We start from the raw sequence: 22,667 nt of genomic DNA on the forward strand, positions 1-22,667 counted from the left end.
GTCCCGGGTCATCGCCGTGCCGTCCGGCCCCGGCAGGTACGCCGGCCACCCGCGGGTACGGGCGGTCGAGCGCCCTTCGCCGCCGGACGCCCGGAGGTTCCCCCCGTCCCGTCCTCGGCTCAGAAGCCCGCGGAGGAACGTCTTCCACGCTCGGAGCCGGGTCATCGAGGCCCCCCGGAACGGGCATCGGCCGGAAGGAGCGGGCCGGTCCCGGCCGCCAGGCCGTTGCGGCGGCGCCAGTCCTCACAGATGAGCTCGAAGTCTCCGAGGGTGAAGCCCGCGGCGGCCATCTCGCTGATCACGTCCTCGCCCAGGACCAACCGCAGCAGTTCCACCGCGTCCCCGCCGGTCCTCTCGGGCAGGTCGACGGGGAGCGCCCGCACGGGAGGCAGGGTGAAGACCACGTCCTTCAGTTCGTAGCGAACGCCGGGAGGGAGGGAGCGGGCACGACGGGCGGCGAGCGCATCGAGGGACACCGTCCCGGTGTCCTCGCCGGTGTAGGCGGCGGTGGATCCGCTCCTTCTGATCAGCCCGTTCGTCGGGGGCAGTATGGGGTCGATGGCGGGCACGGAGACCTCCGGTCGGGGGAACGGAACGGACGGGGCGCGGGTCAGTTCCACGCGAGGAGCACGACGCTGCCCACCGCCAGTGCCACGCCGACGTGCTGGATCCCCCGGATGCGTTCCTTGAGGACGATCCGGGCCAGCAGCACGGTGCTGATCGGGTACAGCGACGACAGCAGTCCGATGACGGCGAGGCTTCCGTCCCTGACCGCGACGAGGAAGAGCGCGCTCGACCCCATGTCGAGCACGCCGGAGAGCAGGGCGAGCCGGGCGGGACGGGCGGACAGCGCCGGTGGGGTCCGCCGCACCAGGACGAACAGCAGGATCGCGGTGAGCGAGGCACAGCGGGCCCACACCAGGGGCCACAGGCTGACGTCGCTCGGGGTACGGGCCAGGAAGACGAAGAAGGCGCCGAATCCGGCACCGGCGAGCAGGGCCAGGGCCAGGCTGCGCAGGACCGTCCGCCGGTCGCCGGCCCCTTCCGTGCCGTCGCCGCTGAGGGAGACGAGCAGCACGGCGGCGAGGGCGCACACGACGCCGATGACGGCCAGGGCGGAGAGCCGGTCACCCGTCAGGACGCCGGCGACGACGGGCAACGCCGCGGCGGCGGCGGCGGTGGTCGGCGCGACCAGGCTCATCACTCCGCTGGCCAGGGCCCGGTAGAGCAGCACGGCACCCGCGCTTCCGCACAGCCCGGCGAGCGATCCCCAGAGGACCTCGTCCCCGCTGCTTCCCGACCGGGAGAGCAGTCCGACGAGGGCGAGCGCCGTGACGAGCCCGGCGGCGTTCGACCAGACGACCACGATGACGGCACGGGCCTTCTTGGCCGCGAGTCCTCCGACGAAGTCGCCGGCGCCGAGCACCATCGCCGAGGCGAGCGCCAGGAACAGGTTCACCAGTTACTCCTTGTGCGAAGAAGCCGGGGGCGGCCACGGTCGGGCCGCCCCCGGTGCGGATCGGGGACGGGCTACGGCCGGCTGGTCAGGTAGCCGCCCATGGTCCGGAAGAAGTCGACTCCGCGGTGCTCGACGCCGTCGTCCGTGCGCAGCCGCTCCACGACCAGGCCGTGCTCGGCGCCGCTGCGCGCGCCGGGGCCGCAGACGACGGCGACGCCCTCGCCCTCGGGGCGGAACACCCGGCCGACGGTGCCGCCGAGCCGCACGGTCGAGACCGAGGCGGACAGGATGCGGACGCGCTGGCCCTTGTAGTAGGCGAAGGCGTTGGGGTAGGGGTCGACCTGGGCCCGGACCAGGTTGGCGATGTCCTTGGCCGGCCGGCTCCAGTCGATTCTGCTGTCCTCGACGGACCGCTTGTGGAAGAAGGTCGCCTGCGTCGGGTCCTGCGGGGTCCAGTCGGTACGGCCCGAACCGATCAGCTCCAGCGACTCCAGTACGGCGGGGGCGAAGAGGTCGACGGTCTTGTGGAAGAGGTCCGTGACGGTGTCCTTGTCCTCCACCGCCACCCGCTTCTGCACCACGATGTCGCCGAGGTCGAAGTTCTCGTCCATGAAGTGCACGGTGACGCCGACCTCGGGTTCGCCGTTGACGAGTGCCCAGTTGAGCGGGGCGAAGCCGCCGTACCGGGGCAGCAGGGCGTCGTGGACGTTGATGGCGCCGTGGGTGGCGAGGGAGTAGATCTCCGGGGCGACCCAACTGCGCCAGTCCGAGGAGACCAGCAGGTCGGGCCGGAGTTCCCGGAGCCGCTCGGCCACTTCCTCGTCGTTCGCGTACTTGCGGGTCAGCACGGGGATGCCGTGGCGCTCCGCGAGGGCGGCGACGGAGTCGTTCCAGATGGTTTCGTAGGCGTGGTTGCTCGTCGGGTGGGTGATGACGAGCGGAACCTCGTGCTCGGATTCCAGGAGGGCCTCCAGGACCCGGTGGCCCCAGGTCTGGTAGCCCATGAAGACGACGCGCATGCGTGTGGCCTTTCCGGTCACGGCCGCGTGAGCGGCAGGGACCATACGTAGGCGAAGCCGGCGCCCGCCTTGTGGTCGAAGGTGTCGCCGGCCTCGTACGTGGCGAGCGCACCGCTGTATCGCGAGTTCGGGGACTTCCTGCTGACCACCGTGCAGGAGCCCTTGAAGAGCTCCATGGTGATCTCGCCGTTGACCTGCGGCTGCAGCGTGGCGACGAAGCCGTCGAGGGCGCGGCGCAGGTCGGAGAACCAGTAGCCGTAGTAGGCGAGTTCGGAATAGCGCAGGGCGAGTGCCTGTTTGTGGTGGAGCGTCTCGCGGTCCAGGACGATCGCCTCGAGCTCCTCGTGCGCGGCCATCAGTACGGTCGCGGCGGGCGCCTCGTAGATGCCCCGGGTCTTGAAGCCGACGATGCGGCTCTCGACGATGTCGACGCGGCCGACGCCGTGGCGGGCGGCCACCGTGTTCAACCGGTCCACCAGCGCGGTGAGTTCCAGCTTCTCCCCGTCGAGGGTGACCGGCACACCTGCGGCGAAGCCGATGGTGACCCGCTCGGCCTGCTCCGGCGCCGACTTGGGGTCGGCGGTGAGCTGCCAGGCGCGGGCCGGCGGGGGCTGCTCGACGTCGTCCAGTTCGCCGCACTCGATGCTGGTGCCCCAGATGTTGGTGTCGATGCTGTACGGGTTCTCCTTGGTCACCGACACTTCGATGCCGTGCTGCCGGGCGTAGGCGAGTTCCGACTCGCGGGTGGTCAGCTCCCAGTCGATGACCGGGGCGAGCACCTTCAGCTTCGGGTCGAGCGCGGTGACGCTGGTGTGGAAGCGCACCTGGTCGTTGCCCTTGCCGGTGGCGCCGTGGGCGACCGCGTCGGCGCCTTCGGCGTGCGCGATCTCGACCATCCGTTGGGCGATCAGCGGCCGGGAGAGCGGCGCCGCCACCAGGTACTTGTTCTCGTAGCGGGCGTGGGCCTGCAGGGCCGGAAGGGCGAAGTCCTTCAGGAAGCGCTCGGAGAGCGGCTCCATGTAGACCTTCGACGCGCCGGTGCGCAGGGCCCGTTCCTTGACGGCCTCCAGGGACTCCAGCTGGCCGATGTCCGCGCAGAAGGCGATGACCTCGGCGTCGTAACGCTCCTTCAACCAGTGCAGGGCGACGGAGGTGTCGAGCCCTCCGGAGTACGCGAGCACGATCTTCATGGATTCTCCAGGGTGCGGCGGTGGACGGGAGACGGTGCTGTCGGGATCACCGCGGCTCCGGGGCGGGCAGCTCGGCCAGCACGGCGTCGAGGACCTTGGCGGTCTGCGCGCCGCCGGCGACCTCGCGGGCGGCCCGCAGGGTGGCCTCGTGCGCGGTCCGGAGCTTCTGCCGGACGGCGTCCAGCCACTCGGCGTGGCCCTCCACGGCGGCACGCAGTTCGGCACGGACGACCTCGACGCTCTGCGGGGAGGTGCCGCCGGGGCTGGTGTAACTGGTCACCGCGGTGCGGGGAGCGAAGATGTGCGCCAGCACCGACTCCTGGACGGGGTGGCCGAGCTCGGCGAGGATCCGGGCCCCGGCAGCGGTGTCGCGCAGCGTCGCGCCGCCCTTGATCAGGGTCGAGACGAGCGTGCCGGTGATGTGGTGCGCCTCGCGGAAGGGGATGCCGCGGTCGGAAACCAAGTAGTTGGCGAGCTCGGTGGCGGTGGAGAAGTTGTCCCAGCACAGGTTCTCGCCGCGCTCGCCGTCGAACCGCAGGCCCCGGGTCTGGCCCGCGACGATGCGCAGGGTCGACAGGTAGGTGTCGATGGCGTTCCACAGGTACGGCTTGTCGTCCTGGAGGTCACAGCTGTAGCCGAGCGTCACGCCCTTGGCCATGGTGAGCAGCTGGACGAGGGTGCCGACGGTCCGGCCCGAACGACCGCGGGTCAGCTCGGCGACGACCGGGTTCTTCTTCTGCGGCATGATCGAGCTGCCGGTGGCGTACGCGTCGGAGACCTCGACCAGGCTGTACTCGTGCCCGCTCCACATCACGATCTCCTCGGCCATGCGGGAGAGGTTGTTCCCTCCCAGCGCGAGGGCCGAGGCGGTCTCGATGAGGTAGTCGCGAGCGCTGGTGGCGTCGAGGGCGTGACTCAGGACACTGCCGAACCCCAGGAGGCGTGCGGTCAGTTCACGGTCCAGCGGGAAGGACGTGCCGGCCAGGGCGCAGGCGCCGAGCGGCGCTTCGTCGGTGCGTTCGAACGCACCGCGCAGGCGTCGGACGTCACGCAGCAGCATGCTGGCGTGGGCGGTCTTCCAGAATCCCACGGAGACCGGCTGGGCCGCCTGGCTGTGCGTATAGCCCGGGAGGATCGAGAGCAGGTCCTCCTCGGGGAAGGAGAGCAGCTCCTCGATCAGCGCGAGGTTCGCGGCGACGGCGTCGAGCTGGGCGCGGCGCAGGTACATGCGGGCGTCCGTGGAGACCTGGTCGTTGCGGGACCGTGCGGTGTGCATGTGTCCGCCGACCTCGCGACCGAGGTCCTCGATGACCATCTGCTCGATGTTGAAGTGGACGTCCTCCAACTCCGGACGCAGCGTCAGTTCACCGCGCTCGTGCTGTTCCCACAGTTTCAGAAGGGAGCCGAGGATCGCGCTCGCGGTCTCCTCCGGAATGACACCTTGACGACCGAGCATCAGTACGTGCGCCATGTCCTGCCAGAGATCGGCGAAGACGAGACGGACATCGACGTCCGTCGTGAGCGTGTAGTCCAGGACATCGGGCGTGATGTCCTCGTCGAAACGGCCGCCCCACAACTTATCGGTCATGAAAATTCTTCCTTTGCTCCAGACCTGCTCCAGCCGCGTTTCTCGGCCGTCGAGAGTGAATTCGATCATCGGGCGGCACCTGAAGGGCTGTCCATGGACATCCACTGGCCGCGTCGGGTCGTGACCGGAAATGGACAGCCCACCGTGCGCGCTCCAGCGCGGCACCACCCTTCGTCATCGGACTAATGTCCGCCCCTTGACGGGGCGTTCACCCCCCTCACCTGCATGTCTCGCTATGTGAAAGGGGCTTGTTCGGTCGAGTTCTCTGTGATTTCGTCACGTTGCCCGTCGATCCGATACCGGAAGACACGACGACCGGCCCGGGCGGCATCCGCAAGTGACGCCACACGTTCACCTCTTGTGGAATACCTCTGCACGAAACACCCTTCTCGGGTGACGGCAATCCGCGAACCAGCGGTTGAAGCGTCGCTCGTGCGCTTCGCCTCCGTACCCCGCGGGGCGGCCAGATGGCGTGTGTCCGCCTTGCCGTCCGGGCACGGGCGCAGTTCGCGTGGAAACACCCTCGAATTGTTCACCGCCGGTTCACCGCCGTCCCTTCGTCGGAAAACGGGACGGAAAAGAAAGACCCTGCCGCGGCCGACCGGAAGCGGCCCCGTCGCATCCGCGTCACCCACCGCACACGCGCCCCGCGCGCCCGAGCCTGGAGGAAGCCCCCCGTGCCCCAGCGAGCCCCTGCCGCCGGCGTCGAGAACGTCTCGGAAGCCCACGGCCCGCTGTACACCGCCTTCCTGACCACGGCACTCGCGGCGCCGCACGCACCCGCCGTCGTCGGTCTCGACGGGGCCGTGTCGTCGTACGCGACCCTGCTCGACGCGGTGGAGACGGCGGCCGGACGTCTGACGGCGGAGCTCGACGAGGACGACGTCCTGGGCCTCGCCGTCGGTGACCCGGTCGCCTTCGTGGCGCTCTATCTGGCCGCGGCGAAGCTCCACGTGGTCACGGTGCTCCTCGACGACCGGCTCTCCGGGCGGGAACGGGAGCGCAGCTGCGCCAGGTTCGACCTGACCCGGCTGGCCGTGGACGTCCCCGGCCCGGACGGTGGGCCGGGTGGCTTCCGTCTCGTCCCCGTGCCCGGTGCCCCCGGTCATCGCGAACGTGCCGGGGAGGGCTACGCGCCCGGGGACTTCGTCGTGCACCGCACGTCCGGCTCGACGGGCGAGCCGAAGGGCATCGTGATGAGCCAGGCCGCCATCGCGGCCCGAGTGCGGCTGTGGAGCGGCGAGTTGGCGCTCACCGCATCGGACGTGGTGCTGTGTGCGCTTCCGCTGTCGCACTGCCACGGCATCGACATCCTGACGCTGCCCGGCCTCCTGAGCGGTGGGACGGTGGTGTTCGCCCGGGGCGACCGGCTGACGGGGCGGGGGTTCGCCCGGCTCGTCGAGACGCGGGGCGTCACGGTGGTGAGCGGGCTGCCGGTCATGTACCGGATGCTCACCTCGGCGCGGGGGGTGCCCGCAGCGGCGCTCCGGACCCTCCGGCTGGCCGTCTCCGGCAGCGCGCCGCTCGGGACGAGCACCCAGGAGGCGTTCCTCGAACGGTACGGCCTGCCACTGCGGCAGGTGTACGGCCTGTCCGAGATCGGCGCCATCTGCTTCGACAGGGAATACACCGGCAAGAACTCCATCGGCACGCCCATCGCCGGGGTGGAGCACCGGTTGGAGCCGCTGGAGGGCACGGACGCGGAAACCACGGACCTCCGCGAGCTCTGGGTGCGCGGTCCCGCACTGGCCCGCGGCTACTACCGGGATCCCTCCCAGACCGCCGAGATGTTCGAGGACGGCTGGCTGCGGACCCACGACCTCATCCGGGCCGACGAGGACGGCTGGTACGTGCTCGGTCGCCGCTCGGGCTTCATCAACGTCGCCGGGCACAAGGTCGGCCCGCTGGAGGTCGAAGCCGCGCTGCGCGAGTGCCCCGGGGTGTTGGAGAGCGCGGTGGTCGGCGTCCCCGACCCCAGGACCACCGAACGGGTCGCCGCCCTGCTGGTCGTCGACCGTGACGCCGACCTGGGCACGGTGCGGCGGCAGGTCGCCCAGCGGCTGCTCCCCCACCAGTTGCCGCAACGGTACGAACTCGCCGCCGCACTGCCGCGCACGCCGCTCGGCAAGACCGACTACGCCGCCGTGAGGGAGCTCATGCACACCGGGAAGAGGAACGCCGAATGACCACCGACCTGATCGCGGAGGACGCCCTCCCGGACGCTCGGGAGCGGCTCGACGGCGTGGCGGACGGACTCCACGCCGCGCTGACGGCCGGCACGGCGGAGGAGTACGAGCGTGATGCGGGACCGGTGTTCGCGCTCCTGAAGCGGACCCGCGCCACGACAATGCTGGTCCCGACGGAGTGCGGCGGCAAGGGGGTCGCGGCCGAGGACGCGGTGCGCTTCCAGGTCGCGCTGGGCCGGGCGGCCCCGTCCGCGGCCATCGCGACGACCATGCACCACTACAAGATCGCTGCGCTCGGCCAGGTGGCGGCCACCGGCGACGAGGGCGCCCGGACCATCCTCCGGGGCATCGCCCGCGACGCCCGGCTCGTCGCCTCCGGCGGTGCCGAGTCCGCTCCCGGCAAGGACCTGAGGAGCCTGGGCAGCCAAGCGGTCCGCGACACCGACGGCTACCGCGTCAGCGGCATCAAGCGGCCCTGCTCCCTGTCCGGCAGCATGGACGTGCTGTCGCTGATGGTCGAGCTGCGTGCGCCGGACGGATCCCCCGACGGCTTCGCCCAGGCGTTCGTGGACGCAGGAGCCGAGGGGGTGGAGCGCGAGCCGTTCTGGCACAGCCCCCTGTTCCTCGCGGCGGAGAGCCACGCGGTGCGTCTGTCGGACGTCCGGGTGCCGCAGGCCCAGGTCTTCCCCCTGCGGGGCGAGACCGGCCGGCGTTTCGCCATGGACTGCTACGGCTGGTTCCAGCTGCTGATCAGCGCCTCGTACCTCGGGATCGCCCACTGTCTGGCGGGGGCCACCCCCGAGGGCCGGCGACTCGGCTCGCGCAGCTGGACCGGTGCGACGGCGGAGCTCCACCACCTGGAGTCCGAGCTGCTCGAAGCGGCCCGTGCGACCGACGCCGGCGTGCCGGCCGAGGACCGGCTCGACCTGGCGGTGGCGGCGCGGGACCAGGTCGAGGACGCGATCGGCGGCATCGGCGGCCGGCTGTTGCGCGCCGCGGGCGGCGCGGCCTTCGCCCGTACCTCGTTCCACGCCCTCCTCGCCGGCGGTCTGAACGCCCTCGCGTTCCATCCGCCCCAGCGCGGCGCCCGCGACGGCATCGGCCTGGAGTCCCTGCACCCCGACGTGAAGGACCGCGACTGATCGTGTACACCAAAGAGCAGTTCAGCCTCCCCCTGCCGGCCATGTGCGACTTCGTCCGCGCCAAGTCGTTCGGAGTGCTGGCCACCCACCACGCGGGCGAGGTCTTGACCTCTCCCCTCCCGATCGACCTGCGCGAGACCGAGGACGGCGAGCTCTTCGTCGCGGGACACGTGGCACGGGCGAACGGCATGTCGGCCGTCTTCGGGACCGGGGCCCCCGCCACGATCACCGTGCTCGGCCCGGACACCTACGTCCCGGCCGAGTGGTTCGGCACCCGCAGTCGCATCCCCACCTGGCTGTACTGTGCGGTGGAGATCTCCGGCCGGCTCGAACTCAGCGACGACACCCGCAAGCGCGCCGATGTCGAGGTGCTGATCGACCGGCTCCAGAAGGGCGCGGTCGACGGCTCGACCTGGACCCTGGACGAGATCCCGGCGCACCTCTCCGAGGAGTACCTGAAGCACATCGTCGGCTACCGCCTGCGCGACCTCCGCCTCACCTCGTGCTTCCGGCTGAACCAGGGCAAGGGGGGCGCCGAGAGCCTGGCCGACGCGCTGCGGGCTGCCGGTGACAGCGCCCGTCACGAGCTGGCGGAGCTGACCCTCGTGCCGCCCACCGCGGAACCGGGTCGGCCGGTCTCATGAGCGGAGAGGACCGGCTGGGTCGGCTGCTCGCCCTTCCCCCGAGCGACCGGATCGCCGTCGAGTGGTGCGGGGAACTGCTGACGTACGCCGAACTCGCCGTCGCCGTCGACGAGCTGGCGCGCGCCCTCGGGGAGCGCGGCGCGGCGGGCACCCACGTACTGGTGCTCGGCCCGCTGAGCCCGGCCTATGTCGTCGGTCTCCTGGCGGCGCTGCGCAGCGGCGCCGTACCGGTACCGGTCGACGCCGGCATGGAGGCCGGCCAGTACGCGTGGGTCGAACGCATCTCGGAACCGTCAGCCGTCCTGAGCAGCGACGTCTCCGTGACGGCGCACTACCGGGGCACCGGAGGACCGGACGAATGGGTGTTGGAGGCCACCACCGGGCGCGTCCTCCTCGACCTCCCGGCCCGACACCGCACCCTGCCCGTCCGGCGCCATGCGACCCGCGACGCCGGCTACCTCATCCCCACGTCCGGTTCAACGGGCGCCCCCAAGGCGGTGGTGGGAAGCCGCACCGGACTCGGCACGTTCCTGTCCTGGTTCGTGACGGAGTTCGGGCTCCGGAGCACGGACGTCTGCGCCGCCGTCACGCGGGTGAACTTCGACCCCTCGCTGCGCGAACTGCTGGCCGTCCTGGTCGTCGGCGGCCGGCTCTCGCTGCCCGGGCCCGAGGCCCAGCTGGATCTGAGGGCCCTGGCCGACCACCTGGCGAGCAGCCGGGCGACCCTCTCCTTCCTCGTTCCTTCGCTCGCACGGCGGATCGCCGACGTCCTGGGTGCAGGGTCCGTGCACCTCGACCACCTGCGTCTGGGCTTCTTCGCCGGCGAGGTGCTGCCGGCGCGGGTGGTCGAGGAGTGGAGCGCGCTCGCCCCCGGGGCCGAGTTCGTGAACCTGTACGGCATGACCGAGGGCACCCTCGCGCAGCTCTTCCTACGGGACGTACGGGGCGCGGGGTGGGGTCCGCAGGAGGGCGTGCCGGTCGGGTCCGCCCGTCCGGGCGTCTCCGTCACCATCGACCGGCCCGACGCCGACGGACACGGTGAGGTGCTCATCGCCTCGACCGCGTCGGCGCTGGGCACCCTGGCCGGGGGCTCCGGCGGGGAACCGGGAACGTTCCGCGTCACTCCGATGGAACCGGTGCTGCGCACCGGCGACAGCGGATACCTCACCGCTCGGGGTCACCTGGTGGTGACCGGCCGGCTCGGGAACGACCTGAAGGTCTCCGGCAGGCGGGTCTCGTACCACCGCTTCGTCGACGAGGTCGAAGAGCTGCCCGGCGTCCGGCAGTGCGTGGTGGTCGACCGGCAGGGTCCGCACGCCTTCCTCGCCGTTGCCGGCCCCACCGCCGCCGGGACGGCGGCGCTGCGCACCGCGGTGGAGGTGACGGCCCGGCGGTTGCGGCTGCCGCGCCCCGTCGTCCATCTGCGCGGCGCCTTCCCGTTGTTGCGCAGCGGAAAGGTCGACCGGACGGCGCTGATCACGTCGGTCGTCGACGCGCCGGCCACGGGGGCTGCTCCTACGGGCCAGAGCGATGCGGACCGTTCCGTGGACGTCGCGGGGACGCTGCGCGGACTCCTCGGCCTCGATGCCGGCTCCGCCTCCCCCGTCGCCTTCGTCGACGCGGGGCTGACGTCGCTGGACATGATGGAGTTCGTCCTGGAGGTGAACCGGCGGTTCGGGGTGGACCTTTCGGTCCGGGACTGCTTCGCCCACCGTGACGTCGATTCCCTGGTCCGGGTGATCGAGCGCGCCGGCGGTCCCGCCCCGTCCGCGACCGCGGCACCGGAGCCCCGCACCGACGCCACCGACGTCCCCGGGGCGCCCGAAATCCTTCCGCTGTCGACTCGTCAGCACGCCTACGTGGCCCTCTGCATGGCGGACGGCAACGCCGACTGGTGCAACATCTCCCGGGAGGTCCAGATCACGACGGTCGTGACCCCGGCCGACGTGGAGAAGGCGGTCGAAGCCGTCGTCGCCCGCCACGACGTCCTCAGGCTCTCGCTCGCGGAGGACCGGAAGCGCCAGCTCCATCGCGAGGCCTCTGAGGTGCGCTGCCCGGTCACGCTCCACGAGGACACCGGCGGCGGCGAGCCGACCGGGAAGGGGCATCGCGCACGGGTGCAGGAGGCCCGGGTCCGGGCGGTGTCGGAACTGATCGACCCCACCGGGCCCCCGCCGCTCAGGGTCGTCGTCGTACCGGGTGACGGCAGGACCTCCGTCCTCGTCGTCGCACACCACCTGTTCGTCGACGGACTTGGCCTGGATCTGATCGCCGACGAGATCCGCTCCCTGCTCTCGGGGCAGCCTCTCGGCCCCGCCCCGGCGCCGCGCGGCTTCCGCGACTACTGCCGGGCGACCGAGCGCGATCCGCACGCGCGGATCCCGGAGGCCGCCTACTGGCGGGACCTCCTCGGGGACGCCGGTCAGATCGAGTTGCCGGAGGCGGCCGGGGAGGAGGCCCGCACCGGAGAGCTGCTCTCGCGTCCCTTCGGCGTCACCGGCACCCGGGCCGCCCACCGGATCGCGGAGGCGTGCGGAGTCTCGGTCTTCGCAGTGGTGTTGGCCGCCTTCGAGCGGGCCGTCTCCCGGACCTTCGGACTCGGCCCGCTGACCCTCGTCGTTCCCGTCCAGGTACGGCAGGGCGCGCGGACCGGCACCGCGGGCATGTTCACGAGCCAGCTCGTCGTCCGCGGCCGGGACGTGGGCGGGCTTCGGGACCGGGCGGGCGCGTTCGCCGGACAGTTGGAGGCCGGCGCGGCCCACAGCGCCTGGGAGTTCGACCAGCGGGCCGAGGACCTGGGCCTCGCCGGCACGGAGTGCTTCCCCTTGTCGACGGTGCTCTTCAACCAACACCCCAGACCGCGGGGCCTGCGCGCCCGCGACCTCGGGGCCTGGCGGCCCCGGTCGCTGGGACGGTCGCTGCGCTACCAGCTCCAGGGCGAACTGCAGATGTCGGCGGGCGAGATGGCGCTGACCTACTACTACCGGCGGGGCATCACCATGGTCCGACCCGATGCGATCGACCGGGTCCATGCGGACGTCCTCGCGGCACTGCGCGAAGCAGGGGGAGAACCGCATGAACGATGAGACGACCGCACCCACCGACGCCGAGGCACGGCTGCTCGTCCACCGGGCGGGCCGGACCCCGGTGTACGCGTACGGCAGGGCGGCGCTGCGCGACGCGGTCGCGCGGGTCCGCGCGGCCTCACCGCCCACGGCCGGGCTCTACTACTCGCTGAAGGCCAATCCGCACCCCGGGGTCGTCCATGCGCTGGCTCCGCTGGTGGACGGTTTCGACGTCTGCTCGCTCACCGAGATGGAGACCGCGCTGAACACGGGGACTCCGTCGGGCAGGGTGCTGTTCACCGGTCCGGCGAAGTCCCGCACGGAGGCGGCTGCGGCCCTGGCCGCCGGCGTCGCGGTGACGGTCGAATCGCCCCGGCAGGCCGTCCTGTTCGCCGGTGCGGCCCGCGAGCTCGGAGTGACCGGGCGCGGCGTGATCCGGCTCAACATGCCCTATCCGGCCCGGACGCCGGACGCCGAACCGTCGCCCAACCAGTTCGGGGTGGCCGAGGAGGACCTGGCCGAGGTGGTCGACGTCCTGCGCGCCTCGCCGCTGTCGATCAGCGGGCTCCAACTGTTCTGGGGCTCCCAGTACGGCGATCCCGAGGTCGTCCTGGCCACGCGGAAGGCGGTGACGGAGCGCGCGGGGGCGTGTGCCGAACGGTTCGGCCTCTCCCTCGACTTCGTCTCGATCGGCGGCGGCATCGCGATGCAGTGGCGCGACCGGGACCCCGCCGTCGACTGGGACCGGCTGTCAGGGGCGGACACCGGCCCGTCGGCGGAGATCGGTCGGCTGCCGCTCGTCTGCGAGTACGGCCGGTCCATCGCCGGCCCGGCGGGCAGTCTGCTGACCACCGTCCTCGACACCAAGACGGTCGGTGACCGCAGGTACGTCCTCGTCGACGCGGGAATGAACGACATCCTCCTCGCAAGCCGTCTGCTGTCCGGGGGCGACCGGGGAGAGTTCCCCGTCCGGGTGGTGGGCGGGGCGGACCGCCCGACGGTCCCCCACGTCCATGTGACGGGCTCGCTCTGCTCCCAGCTCGACGTGCTCGCCGAGGACATCGAGCTGCCCGAGGTGGAGCCCGGCGACCTCCTTCTGTTCCCCGGCGCGGGCGCGTACGGGCCGAGCTTCAGCCCCGGCGGATTCCTGAGCCGCGACAAGGTGAGAGAGATCGTTTTCTGAGATGAGCGACACCACTCCGCGGGAACCCGCTGACGGCCACGTGCCGGAGCCCTTGAGCCCGATCCAGCGTGCGTACCTGATCGGCGGCCAGGACGGCCTCGAACTCAGCGGGCCGGCCCGCTACTACCTGGGCTGCGACCTGAGTCCGGACCGGGCGGACGGAATCGGCGCCCGGCTGCGTCGGCTGGTCCGGGACAACCCCGTCCTCCGTCTCCGTCAGGCGGCCGACCTCTCCCTCACCGTGCTGCACGAGGACGTCGCACGGGACGTGGGCGCCGACGTCCACCAGGTCGACGACGCCGGCTTCGACGCGGTCAATGAGGAGGTCCGCCGCGCCCGCACCTCCGACGCCTTCGCGTTCGGCGACTGGCCGCAGTTCGAGGTGTCCGTGGTGCGCTCGGCCGACCGCGCCAGGCTGCACCTGGTGTACGCCCTGTGGCTGATGGACGCGGCATCGCTCGACGTGTTCCTCAGCGAGCTGGTGACGGACCCGAGCGGGGCGGGCGAACCCGCCTCCACGGACCGCGCCCCGGGCGACGCACCCGACCGGATCCGCCGTGACCGTTCCGCACGTGACGAGCGGTTCTGGCGCGCGCGGGCGGCGGCACTGCCCGACGCCGTCGAGCTGCCGCTGCGGCCCGAGTGGCGGGCCGCCGGCCCAACGGTCTCCCACCGCATGGTCACCCTCGCCCCGGCCACGGCGGCCCGGATCGACGCGCTGGCGAGCAGCCACGGACTCACCCCGTCGATGGTCTACCTCGCGGCCTACGGTGTCGTGCTCGGTCGGCTCGGCGGCGGTTCGGCCCACACCGTCACCGTTCTGCACTCGCGCCGCACCGGCCCCGTGACCCCCACCTCCCTCGGCAACCGGGGCAGCACCATGCCGCTGGAGGTGCCCGGGACGACCGGGCAGAGCTTTGTCGAGACCGCCCGGACGGTCCAGAGCCGGTACCTCAGCCAGGCCATGCACGGCTCGCTGAGCGGCGCCGAGATAGCCCGGCTCACCGACCCCGCCGCCGACCTGCGCCGGCTCGCCCATCCCTTCGCGTTCACGGCGCTCGACGTCGACGGTGCGCGCGAGGCCTCGCTGGGGCTGCGCCGCCGTTGGGACGAGGTCCAGCTGAGGGTGCCGCAGGTACTGATCGACCACCAGGTCGTCAGGGAGTCCGACGGCAGCGTCCGGCTGGGCTTCGACTGGCGGACGGACTCCTTCGACGTCGGCTTCGCCGAGGACTTCGTGGCCCGGTGCGAGGAGTTCGTCCGCGAACTCGCCGCCTCCGGCGAGCACTGGACCCGCCGCCCCTCCCGCCGCCCCGTCTCCGCACCCCCGCACACCCCCGCCGGGGCCTCCGCCGACACCCTGCACCAGCGCGTCCTGCAGTGCGCGGCCGACCGGCCCGAGGCGCCCGCCGTCCACGACGAACGGGGCACCCTCAGCTACGCGGAACTGGTCGGACGGGCCCGCGCGGTCGCGGAGTCGCTCCTGGACGCCGGTGCGTGCCCCGGCGACCGGGTCGCCGTCCACCTGCCCCGGGGGCGCGGTCAGGTCGTCGTGATGCTCGGCAGCCTGCTCGCCGGCTGCACGTACGTCCCGCTGGACCACGGCACCCCGGACGGGCGCCTCGACGGCATCGCACGCCGCGGAGCCGTGCGCTTCGCGGTCACCGAGGGCCGGCCGGCGGCGGACGCGCGCTGGACGGAACGCGGAGTGCGCCCGCTGGCACTCCCCGCGGACGGGTCGGTGACCGGGACACCGCGGACGGCCGTCGCGGCGAACCCCACCGCCTATGTCATCTTCACCTCGGGCTCGACCGGTGAGCCGAAGGGCGTGGTGATCTCCCACGCGGCGGTCCTCAACACGATCGACGCGGTGAACGAGGAGTTCGGCGTCACCGGGGCGGACCGGGTGCTCTCCGTCTCCTCGATCGGCTTCGACCTCTCCGTGTACGACGTCTTCGGCCCGCTGATGTGCGGCGGCTCCGTGGTGATGCTCTCGGAGGAGAGCGCCAAGAGCCCCGCGCGGTGGAGGGAGCTGATCGATCGCCACGGGGTGACCCTGTGGAACTCCGCGCCGGCGTTGGCGTCCCTGCTGGCGGAGGAGGGGGCGGCCGTCCCGTCGGTGCGGACCTTCCTGCTGAGCGGCGACTGGATTCCGCTGAAGCTGCCGGCGGCGCTGCGTCGCCTGGCACCGGAGGCCGAGGTCGTCTCCCTCGGCGGTGCGACCGAGGGGTCGATCTGGTCCGTCTTCCACCGTGTCGGGGAAGCGGACGGCGACGGCCGGTCGATCCCGTACGGCAGGGCCCTGCCCGGTCAGCAGATCCTCGTCCTCGACGCCGAGCGCAACGCGTGCCCGGACTGGCAGATCGGCGAGATCCACATCGCCGGCAGCGGGGTGGCCGACGGTTACGCCGACGACCCGGTGAAGACCGCGGACGCGTTCTACGACGACCCGGTGTACGGGTGGCTCTACCGCACCGGTGACCGCGGTCGCCGTCACCCGGGCGGGGTCGTCGAGTTCCTGGGGCGCACCGACAGCCAGGTGAAGCTGAACGGGCACCGGGTGGAGCTGGGTGAGATCGAGCACGTGGTCGAGAGGGTGTCGGGCGTCGGCCGGTGCGCCGTCGCCGTCCGGGACGGCGGCCGGCGCAAGCAGCTCGTCGCCTGCGTCACCCTCACCGAGGAAGCCCCGGTCGACTGGGAACGGGACGTGCTCACGGCGCTCAGGAACGCGGTGCCGTCCTACATGGTCCCCGAGGCGCTGCTGGAGCTGGAGGAGCTTCCGCTGAACGGCAACGGGAAGCTGGACCGAGGCCGGCTCGAACGGCTCCCCTGGGACGACACCACGACCGCCGACGAATCGACTGCGGAACGGGACCTGCTGAGCCACGAGGTCGCGACGTGCTGGGAGGAGGTGCTGGGCGGGGCCCCGGGCGGGGAGTCCTTCTTCGCCGCCGGCGGCAGCTCGTACGACGCGATCCGCCTCCTCTCGGTCCTGCGGAGCCGGTACGGCCACGACGTGCCCTTCGGAGAGTTCATGACCGCCCCGACCGTCGCGGGCCTGGCCGCCCTCTGCCGCCGGCCCCGCGCCTCGGACGGCTCGGGGATCTGGACATACCAGCCGCGCGCCAGTGCTGCGCCCCGGCTGAGGCTGGTCCTCTTCCCGCCGGTGGGGGGCGGAGTGTCCTGCTACGCGGAGCTGGTGCGGGAGCTCGTCGGCGACATCGACGTGCACGTGGTGGGCCTCGACGCACCGCTGGAGGAGGGGGCCGACGGCGGTGACGCGCTGCCCGGGCTCGCCCGGCGCTGCCTCGCGGAGCTGATCGGTCGGGTCCGCTCCGACGCGGTGCCGCTGGTGTTCGCGGGGTGGTCGTTCGGCGGCGCACTGGCCTACGAGGCCGCGCGCGCCTCCGAGGTGCCGGTGGCACGCGTGGTGGTGATCGACACGCCCGTCTCCCCGGCGTCCCGCGGCGACGGAACCGTCGCCTCCGAGGAGGCGTCGCTCGACGGGTTCCTCAAGGACATCCGGGAGACCGGCGGCGTACGGCTCGACGCCGGGGAGGTGGCCGTGGACCCGGTGCTCGCCACCAGGTTCGCGATCTACCGGCAGAACATGACCCTGCTGCGCGGCTGGGTCCCGGTGCCCCTTGCCGTCCCCCTGGTGGAGTTCCGCGCCGAGGACGGCCCTGCCGAGGCCGATCCCGCCGCCTGGGGCCGCCTCGCCCGGCGCGAGGAGAGCCGGGCGTTGTCCGGCGGGCACTTCTCCGTTTTCGAGGGCGCCAACACCAAGCGGATCAAGGACGTGATCGAAGGAGTGAAGAGCGATGACCGGTTCTGACGTACGTGCGGCAGTCCTCGCGGAGTTGGACGCCCACGGGTGCCCCCCGCTCGCCGGTCCCGGCACGGATCTGATCGGCCACGGGGTCAATTCGGCCGCCCTGATCCAGATCCTGTCCGCGCTGGAGGACCGGTTCGACGTCGACCTGGACCTGGAGGCGCTCTTCGCCGCCCCGGTCACGGTGTCCCGCCTGGAGGCGGAGGTCGTACGCGCCACCGGAGCCGCCGACCCCACCGGCCGGGCGGATGCCGTACCACCCACGGAAGGAACCAACGATGTCCACGACCGATGATTACCAGCGACTGACCCCTTCGGGCATGGGCGCGATCGTCCCCTGGACCCCCGGCGGCGCCCTCGGGGACCTGGCCGCGCGCGCCAAGGAGGCAGCCCTGGCGAACGGCTGCGTCCTGGTCCGGGGCGTCGAGCTGGACGAGGAGGCCTTCAAACTCCTCGTACGCTCCCTCGGCGACACCGTCGACCACAAGTTCGGCGAGGGGCAGGCCGACCTCCTCAAGCTCGACGCCTCACGCGACGAGGGGAAGGTGGTGACGGGCCGCGGTCCGCTGCCGCTGCACACCGACGGCCTCCTCGTCGGCGAACAGGTCGACCTGATCATCCTGTACGCGGCGGAGTTCTCGGACGCCCCCGGTTCCGGCGAGACGTACGTCAGCGATCAGTTGGCCGCATGGCAGGAGATGCCCGCGCAGCTCCGCCACGTCCTCGACGAGCACGAATTCGAGTACCTGGTGAAGGAACGGGGCTACTTCCCGACCGTCCCCGTCGACTGGTACACGATCCCGACGACCCGTGACTACGGCCGGGTGAAGTCCCTGAACCTCACGACCGCCTTCCCCCACGACGTGGACCAGCGGTCCTGGGAGATCCGGGTGAAGGGGATGCCGCAGGTCGACTCCGACCGGTTCTTCGAGGCGCTGGACGGCTTCCTGCGTTCCGAGCGCTACGCCTACACCCACCGCTGGCGGGTCGGCGACCTGCTGATCATCGACAACCAGCGGACGCTGCACGGGCGCACCGCCATCGGCGAGGGAGGCACCCGGGTGCTCTTCCGCGGTCAACTGACGCTGTCCGAAACGGCCTGGAGAGAAGACGAGGTCCCCAGTCCCGTGGCACGGACCGTGGTGCCGGAGAACAGGCCGTGAACGCGGCGGGAACCGGCGGCACCCGCCGGTCCGCGCCCGCAGCGGGACGGCGCCCGGGGGCGCGACGGTGATCGAGGAACTGCTCCCCGTCCCGCACGCGGTCGCCGAGGCCTTCGGTGACCCGCCCGGCCCGGTGCCTCTCTTCGCGGAGGAGGAACGGTACGTGGCCGGAGCCGTTCCCGGGAGGCGCCGCGAGTTCGCCACGACCCGCGCCTGTGCGCGGGCCGCCCTGGCACGGCTGGGCGAGGCTCCGGGGCCGATTCCGCGTGGCCCCCGGGGCGCCCCGGTGTGGCCGGCATCGACGGTCGGCAGCATGACGCACTGCTCCGGTTACCGGGCCGCCGTGGTGGCCCGGTGCGATGCGGTGCTGACCGTCGGCCTGGACGCGGAGCCCAACCTGCCGCTCAGCAGCGGTCGCACTCTGGAAATGTTCACGAGCCGTCAGGAACGGCTGCACCTGGCTGAGTTGTCTTCCTCCGATCCCGGAGTGTGTTGGGACCGATTGCTGTTCAGCGCGAAGGAGAGCGTCTACAAGGCCTGGCATCCGCTCTCCGGGAGCTGGCTGGGGTTCGAAGACGTGTCGGTGACCGTCGACGTGACCTCGCAGTCCTTCACGGCGGGCCTGACGCAGCCGGGTTCCCTGGCGAACGGCCTGTGGGTGACCGGCTTCCGGGGGGTGTGGACCGTACGGCGGGGCCTGGTGCTCACGGCCGTCTCGGTGCCGGCCGCCTCCCGTGCCTCCTCCCGGCCCCGGTCACCGGGCCGGGCGTCGCCCTGAACCGCCCTCCCGTGCCCGTGCGTGCCGGCACACCGCCGGCCCCCCTTCCCCTTCCGACCCGTCCCACACAGGAGTTCGCGATGCTCAAGCCCAGACAGTCCGCACCCGCCCTCGACGTCCCGTTGGTCGGCGGCGGCCGTTGGGTCCTCGCCGACCAACGGCCCGAGAGCTTCACCCTCGTGGTCTTCTACCGGGGCGTGCACTGCCCCCTGTGCCGCGCCCACGTGACGGAACTGGACGCCCTCGTACCCCGACTGGCCGAGGTCGGGGTGACCTCGGTCGTCGCGGTGAGCGGTGACGGGATCGACCGCGCCGAGCGGGCCGTCGAGGAGTGGGACATCACCCGGGTGCCCGTCGGATACGGGCTGAGCCCCGAGGCGATGCGGGAGTGGGGCCTGTACGTCTCGAAGGCCATCAACGAGGGCAATCCCGACGAGTTCAGCGAACCGGGCCTGTTCCTGATCCGCCCGGACGGCACCCTCTACGCGGCGGTGCGGACGTCGATGCCGTTCCTCCGCCCCCATCTGGACGAGGTCGTCGAGACCGTCCGGTGGATCAACGAGAACGACTATCCGGCACGGGGCGAGGTGTGAGCGGCGAGCGGGCACCCGGGGACCCCGGCACGATCACGCCCGTGGAGCTCAAGGGGCTACTCGACCGCGGGATCCCCCTCGACCTCATCGACGTCCGGGAACCCCACGAGTGGGAGATCGTCCGGATTCCCGGGGCCCGGCTGGTGCCGCAGGGCTCCTGGCTCGACGGATCGGCGCTGCCGACGCTGCGCACGGACCGCCGGACCGTCTTCTACTGCCGGACCGGCGTCCGTACGCGAGCGGTCCTGGCCGTCGCGCACGGGGCGGGCTTCACCGACGCCGTACACCTCGAAGGCGGTGTCCTCGCCTGGGCGGCGCAGATCGATCCCAGCCTGCCGGGGTACTGAGCCGCGAGCGCGCCGACGGGTTCCCGACACCGGAGCACGGGGCCTCCGGGCCGCCGGACCGGCAAGGGCGCACCCCCGTCGACGAGCCCGGCCGCGCCCCCGGACAAGCCCCGCACTCCCCGCACCGTCCTCGCGGCCGGGGCGGGCCGGCGGCCCCGTGCCGCCGCTCCGTTCCTGCCGCCCCACCCGAAAGGCCCGAACATGGCTCCCGTCAGCAAATGGTGCGTCGTCGCCAACGTCTCCCTGCCCGATCTGGAACACCTCGCACAGACCGCCGACCTCGGGGACCTGACGGTGTACTACCGCGGCCCCGAGGGAATCCACCTCCCCGAGGACCCGCCGTTCGTCGTCGACGTCGCCACCCTGACCCCGCACTCCCCCGGGGCCGTCGCCCCGACGCTGCGCATCGAGTCGGACGTCGTCACCGTCCGCGTCTCGCCCCTCAACGAGAACCCCGTCTACTACGCGGTCAACCGCACGAAGGGCTCCTTCGCCTACTTCACGGACCTGCTCCTCGCTCCACTGGTACTGCCCGCGCTCGGGCTGCCCGTCCGCTTCCTCGGCAGCACCCCGGTCCACGAATGCGGCACGCTGGTGGCCGGCGTGAGCCGATTGCGGCACGGCACCGTGGAGCGGACCCGCCGTACCGGAGGGCGCTGGCTCAGGGAGACGGGTGACGAGCACGACGTCCTGGGCGACTTCCGTGCCCCGCACCGGGACGATCCGTTGGCAGCCGGCGAGGCACAGTTGGAGGCGCTGGCCGCGGAGATCGCACGCATCGACGCAGCCGCTCCGGAGGGCACCGGCTACGCCACCCTGCTGTCCGGGGGCATCGACTCCGGGACCGTGACCTACTTGGCGGCCCGTGCCGGGCTGCCCCTCACCCCGTACAGCGTGGCGAGCCCGTGGGGCGACGAGCTCGACGACGCGGCCGAGCTCTGCGCGGAGCTCGGCATCGACCTCGAACCCGTCCACCTGACCGAAGACCAGATCATCACCTCCATACCGGAGGCCGTCCGGTGGCTGGGGCTGGCCGACGCCGAGGTGGTCGAGGTCGCGCTGACCGCCACGACGGTGCAGCGACTCGGCGTGGTCCCCGCGGACGAGGTCCTGCTGACCGGCTACGGCAGCGACCTCGTCAACGCCGGTCTCTACCGCCCCTTCGACCATCGTGACGACCTGATCGAGCAGGTCCTGTCGGCGGTCGACCGCACCCGGCGCAGCAACGAACTCTCCAACCGGATGCCGCTCGCGTACGGCACGACCGCCCATCACCCCTTCTGGTCCTGGCCGGTGATGCGGGTCGCCCTGGAGACCACCCCCGAGTGCAAGGTCCGTGAGGGCAGGGAGAAGTACCACCTGCGCACGGCGATGGGACGCCGGGTCCCCGAACCGATCGCATGGCGCAAGAAGATCGCCGTCCACCACGGTGGCGGCCTCCAGGACGGCGTGGCGCGACGCCTGGGGAAGGAGACCGGCACGCAGGACCGGCAGGCCGTCTATCTGGCCTGCTTCGCCGGGCTCCTGGACCAGGCGGCGCAGGGCGAGCTGGATCCCACGGACCCCTGGGAGCTCTTCGAGCGGGCGGTACGCAGCGTCCGCTCCCGCTGACCGGCACCGGCACACGCCGCCCCGCCACCACCCGCACGAACGAACGGGCTCGCCGAGGGCCGGGGATCCTCCCGGACGGCCGCACGAAGGCCCGGTCCGTGCACGAGTAGCATTCGGCATGTCCTTCACGATCGCCACCGCTCACCCTGACGACGCGGCGGCATTGGGGCCCTTGCACCTCGCGAACTGGCTGCAGAACTACCCCCGAGCAGACGTGGGGGTCGACGAGTCCTGGATCCGTGAACAGCGCGGCTCGTCCGCCACCCCGGAGGGCATCGCGCAGTGGCGCGAGTTCATCGAGGTGGCGAACCAGCACCCCTCCCCGCACTTCTGCCGTGTCGTCCGGTCCGGGGCGGAGATCGTCGGTTACCTCTGCGGCCACTGGGAGGAGTCGATCACCCTCGGGCCGATGTACCTGCTGGGCTGCGCCCAGGGCCATGGACTCGGTGACCGTCTGATGGCCGAGTTCTTCACCTGGGCGGGCCCCGCACGCATCCGCCTGAGGGTCGCCGACCACAACGAACGGGCGATCCGGTTCTCTCTGCGGCACGGCTTCGAGATGGCGGGTGAGCGCTACCTCTGGCGAGGAAGGATGCCCACCCTGCCCATGATCCGCGAGGCCTCGGCAACCACCGACCCCCGTCGGGTGCGGCCATAGGGCCGTGCCCGATCGCCGCACCGTCGTCACGCGGGGTGGGTCGAGCCGCCCCGGGTCGGTCGAGGACGACACGCGTTCGCCGGTACCCGATCGATCCGGCCCTCGGCCACGGGCTCGGGAATTCGCACGGGAACGGTGCGGCGACCCGCCGGGGGCGGGGACTTCGGCGGGGAGCGGCCGGGCGCGGGCTCCGTGGACCACACGCCACC

Annotated in this window: 18 protein-coding genes; 13 read left to right on the plus strand and 5 right to left on the minus strand. The window is 72.1% G+C overall.

What is annotated here, in order from left to right; all coding sequences use genetic code 11:
* Positions 1-161: 161 nt before the first annotated feature.
* The 5 genes from ACFW2Y_RS15140 to argH all read right to left on the minus strand — a co-directional run bounded on the left by ACFW2Y_RS15140 (position 162) and on the right by argH (position 5,256).
* Positions 162-620, minus strand: a complete 459-nt coding sequence (locus ACFW2Y_RS15140) for a hypothetical protein (protein WP_384878225.1) — start codon at positions 618-620, stop codon at positions 162-164.
* Positions 611-1,459, minus strand: a complete 849-nt coding sequence (locus ACFW2Y_RS15145) for an EamA family transporter (protein ID WP_384878228.1) — start codon at positions 1,457-1,459, stop codon at positions 611-613. The genes ACFW2Y_RS15140 and ACFW2Y_RS15145 overlap by 10 nt, the downstream gene beginning before the upstream one ends.
* Before the next feature lie 71 nt (positions 1,460-1,530).
* Complete coding sequence (locus ACFW2Y_RS15150) at positions 1,531-2,478, minus strand: methionyl-tRNA formyltransferase (protein ID WP_384878231.1); 948 nt, start codon at positions 2,476-2,478, stop codon at positions 1,531-1,533.
* Between the two features lie 17 nt (positions 2,479-2,495).
* Positions 2,496-3,668: an argininosuccinate synthase gene (locus ACFW2Y_RS15155; protein WP_384878233.1), complete on the minus strand. Its 1,173-nt coding sequence runs from the start codon at positions 3,666-3,668 to the stop codon at positions 2,496-2,498.
* A gap of 46 nt (positions 3,669-3,714) precedes the next feature.
* Positions 3,715-5,256, minus strand: a complete 1,542-nt coding sequence (argH, locus tag ACFW2Y_RS15160) for an argininosuccinate lyase (RefSeq protein WP_384878235.1) — start codon at positions 5,254-5,256, stop codon at positions 3,715-3,717.
* Between the two features lie 677 nt (positions 5,257-5,933).
* On the opposite strand from argH, the gene ACFW2Y_RS15165 reads away from it, so the two are divergent.
* From ACFW2Y_RS15165 to ACFW2Y_RS15225, 13 genes are all read left to right on the plus strand, one after another.
* The gene (locus ACFW2Y_RS15165; RefSeq protein ID WP_384878238.1) at positions 5,934-7,442 is read left to right on the plus strand and encodes a class I adenylate-forming enzyme family protein; all 1,509 of its coding nucleotides are present in this window, start codon (positions 5,934-5,936) and stop codon (positions 7,440-7,442) included.
* Positions 7,439-8,584 carry a hypothetical protein gene (locus ACFW2Y_RS15170; protein WP_384878241.1) on the plus strand — a complete coding sequence of 382 codons (1,146 nt, stop codon included), beginning with the start codon at positions 7,439-7,441 and terminating at the stop codon, positions 8,582-8,584. Before ACFW2Y_RS15165 ends, ACFW2Y_RS15170 begins: the two co-directional genes overlap by 4 nt.
* A 2-nt stretch (positions 8,585-8,586) precedes the next feature.
* Positions 8,587-9,228: an FMN-binding negative transcriptional regulator gene (locus ACFW2Y_RS15175; RefSeq protein WP_384878244.1), complete on the plus strand. Its 642-nt coding sequence runs from the start codon at positions 8,587-8,589 to the stop codon at positions 9,226-9,228.
* A complete protein-coding gene (locus tag ACFW2Y_RS15180; RefSeq protein ID WP_384878246.1) occupies positions 9,225-12,314 on the plus strand; it encodes an AMP-binding protein in 3,090 nt (1,029 codons plus the stop codon). The genes ACFW2Y_RS15175 and ACFW2Y_RS15180 overlap by 4 nt, the downstream gene beginning before the upstream one ends.
* Positions 12,304-13,476, plus strand: a complete 1,173-nt coding sequence (locus ACFW2Y_RS15185; protein ID WP_384878248.1) for an alanine racemase — start codon at positions 12,304-12,306, stop codon at positions 13,474-13,476. Before ACFW2Y_RS15180 ends, ACFW2Y_RS15185 begins: the two co-directional genes overlap by 11 nt.
* 1 nt (position 13,477) lies before the next feature.
* On the plus strand, positions 13,478-17,311 hold the full coding sequence (locus tag ACFW2Y_RS15190) for an amino acid adenylation domain-containing protein (RefSeq protein WP_384878251.1): 3,834 nt from the start codon (positions 13,478-13,480) through the stop codon (positions 17,309-17,311).
* Positions 17,298-17,603 carry a phosphopantetheine-binding protein gene (locus ACFW2Y_RS15195; protein ID WP_384878253.1) on the plus strand — a complete coding sequence of 102 codons (306 nt, stop codon included), beginning with the start codon at positions 17,298-17,300 and terminating at the stop codon, positions 17,601-17,603. The genes ACFW2Y_RS15190 and ACFW2Y_RS15195 overlap by 14 nt, the downstream gene beginning before the upstream one ends.
* The gene (locus tag ACFW2Y_RS15200) at positions 17,587-18,471 is read left to right on the plus strand and encodes a TauD/TfdA dioxygenase family protein (protein ID WP_384878255.1); all 885 of its coding nucleotides are present in this window, start codon (positions 17,587-17,589) and stop codon (positions 18,469-18,471) included. Before ACFW2Y_RS15195 ends, ACFW2Y_RS15200 begins: the two co-directional genes overlap by 17 nt.
* 67 nt (positions 18,472-18,538) lie before the next feature.
* Positions 18,539-19,249 carry a 4'-phosphopantetheinyl transferase gene (locus tag ACFW2Y_RS15205; protein WP_384878257.1) on the plus strand — a complete coding sequence of 237 codons (711 nt, stop codon included), beginning with the start codon at positions 18,539-18,541 and terminating at the stop codon, positions 19,247-19,249.
* An 80-nt stretch (positions 19,250-19,329) separates the two neighbouring features.
* Positions 19,330-19,842, plus strand: a complete 513-nt coding sequence (locus ACFW2Y_RS15210) for a peroxiredoxin-like family protein (RefSeq protein WP_384878259.1) — start codon at positions 19,330-19,332, stop codon at positions 19,840-19,842.
* 41 nt (positions 19,843-19,883) lie between these two features.
* Entirely contained in the window at positions 19,884-20,189 is a 306-nt protein-coding gene (locus ACFW2Y_RS15215; RefSeq protein ID WP_384878262.1) for a rhodanese-like domain-containing protein, read from the plus strand.
* 201 nt (positions 20,190-20,390) lie between these two features.
* Positions 20,391-21,800, plus strand: coding sequence for an asparagine synthase-related protein (locus tag ACFW2Y_RS15220; RefSeq protein WP_384878264.1), 1,410 nt, complete (start codon positions 20,391-20,393; stop codon positions 21,798-21,800).
* Between the two features lie 118 nt (positions 21,801-21,918).
* A complete protein-coding gene (locus ACFW2Y_RS15225; protein WP_384878267.1) occupies positions 21,919-22,458 on the plus strand; it encodes a GNAT family N-acetyltransferase in 540 nt (179 codons plus the stop codon).
* The last annotated feature ends 209 nt before the right edge of the window (positions 22,459-22,667 follow it).

Origin of the sequence: Streptomyces sp. NPDC058877 (assembly GCF_042742855.1) — a bacterium.
In the GTDB taxonomy this organism is placed as follows: domain Bacteria; phylum Actinomycetota; class Actinomycetes; order Streptomycetales; family Streptomycetaceae; genus Streptomyces.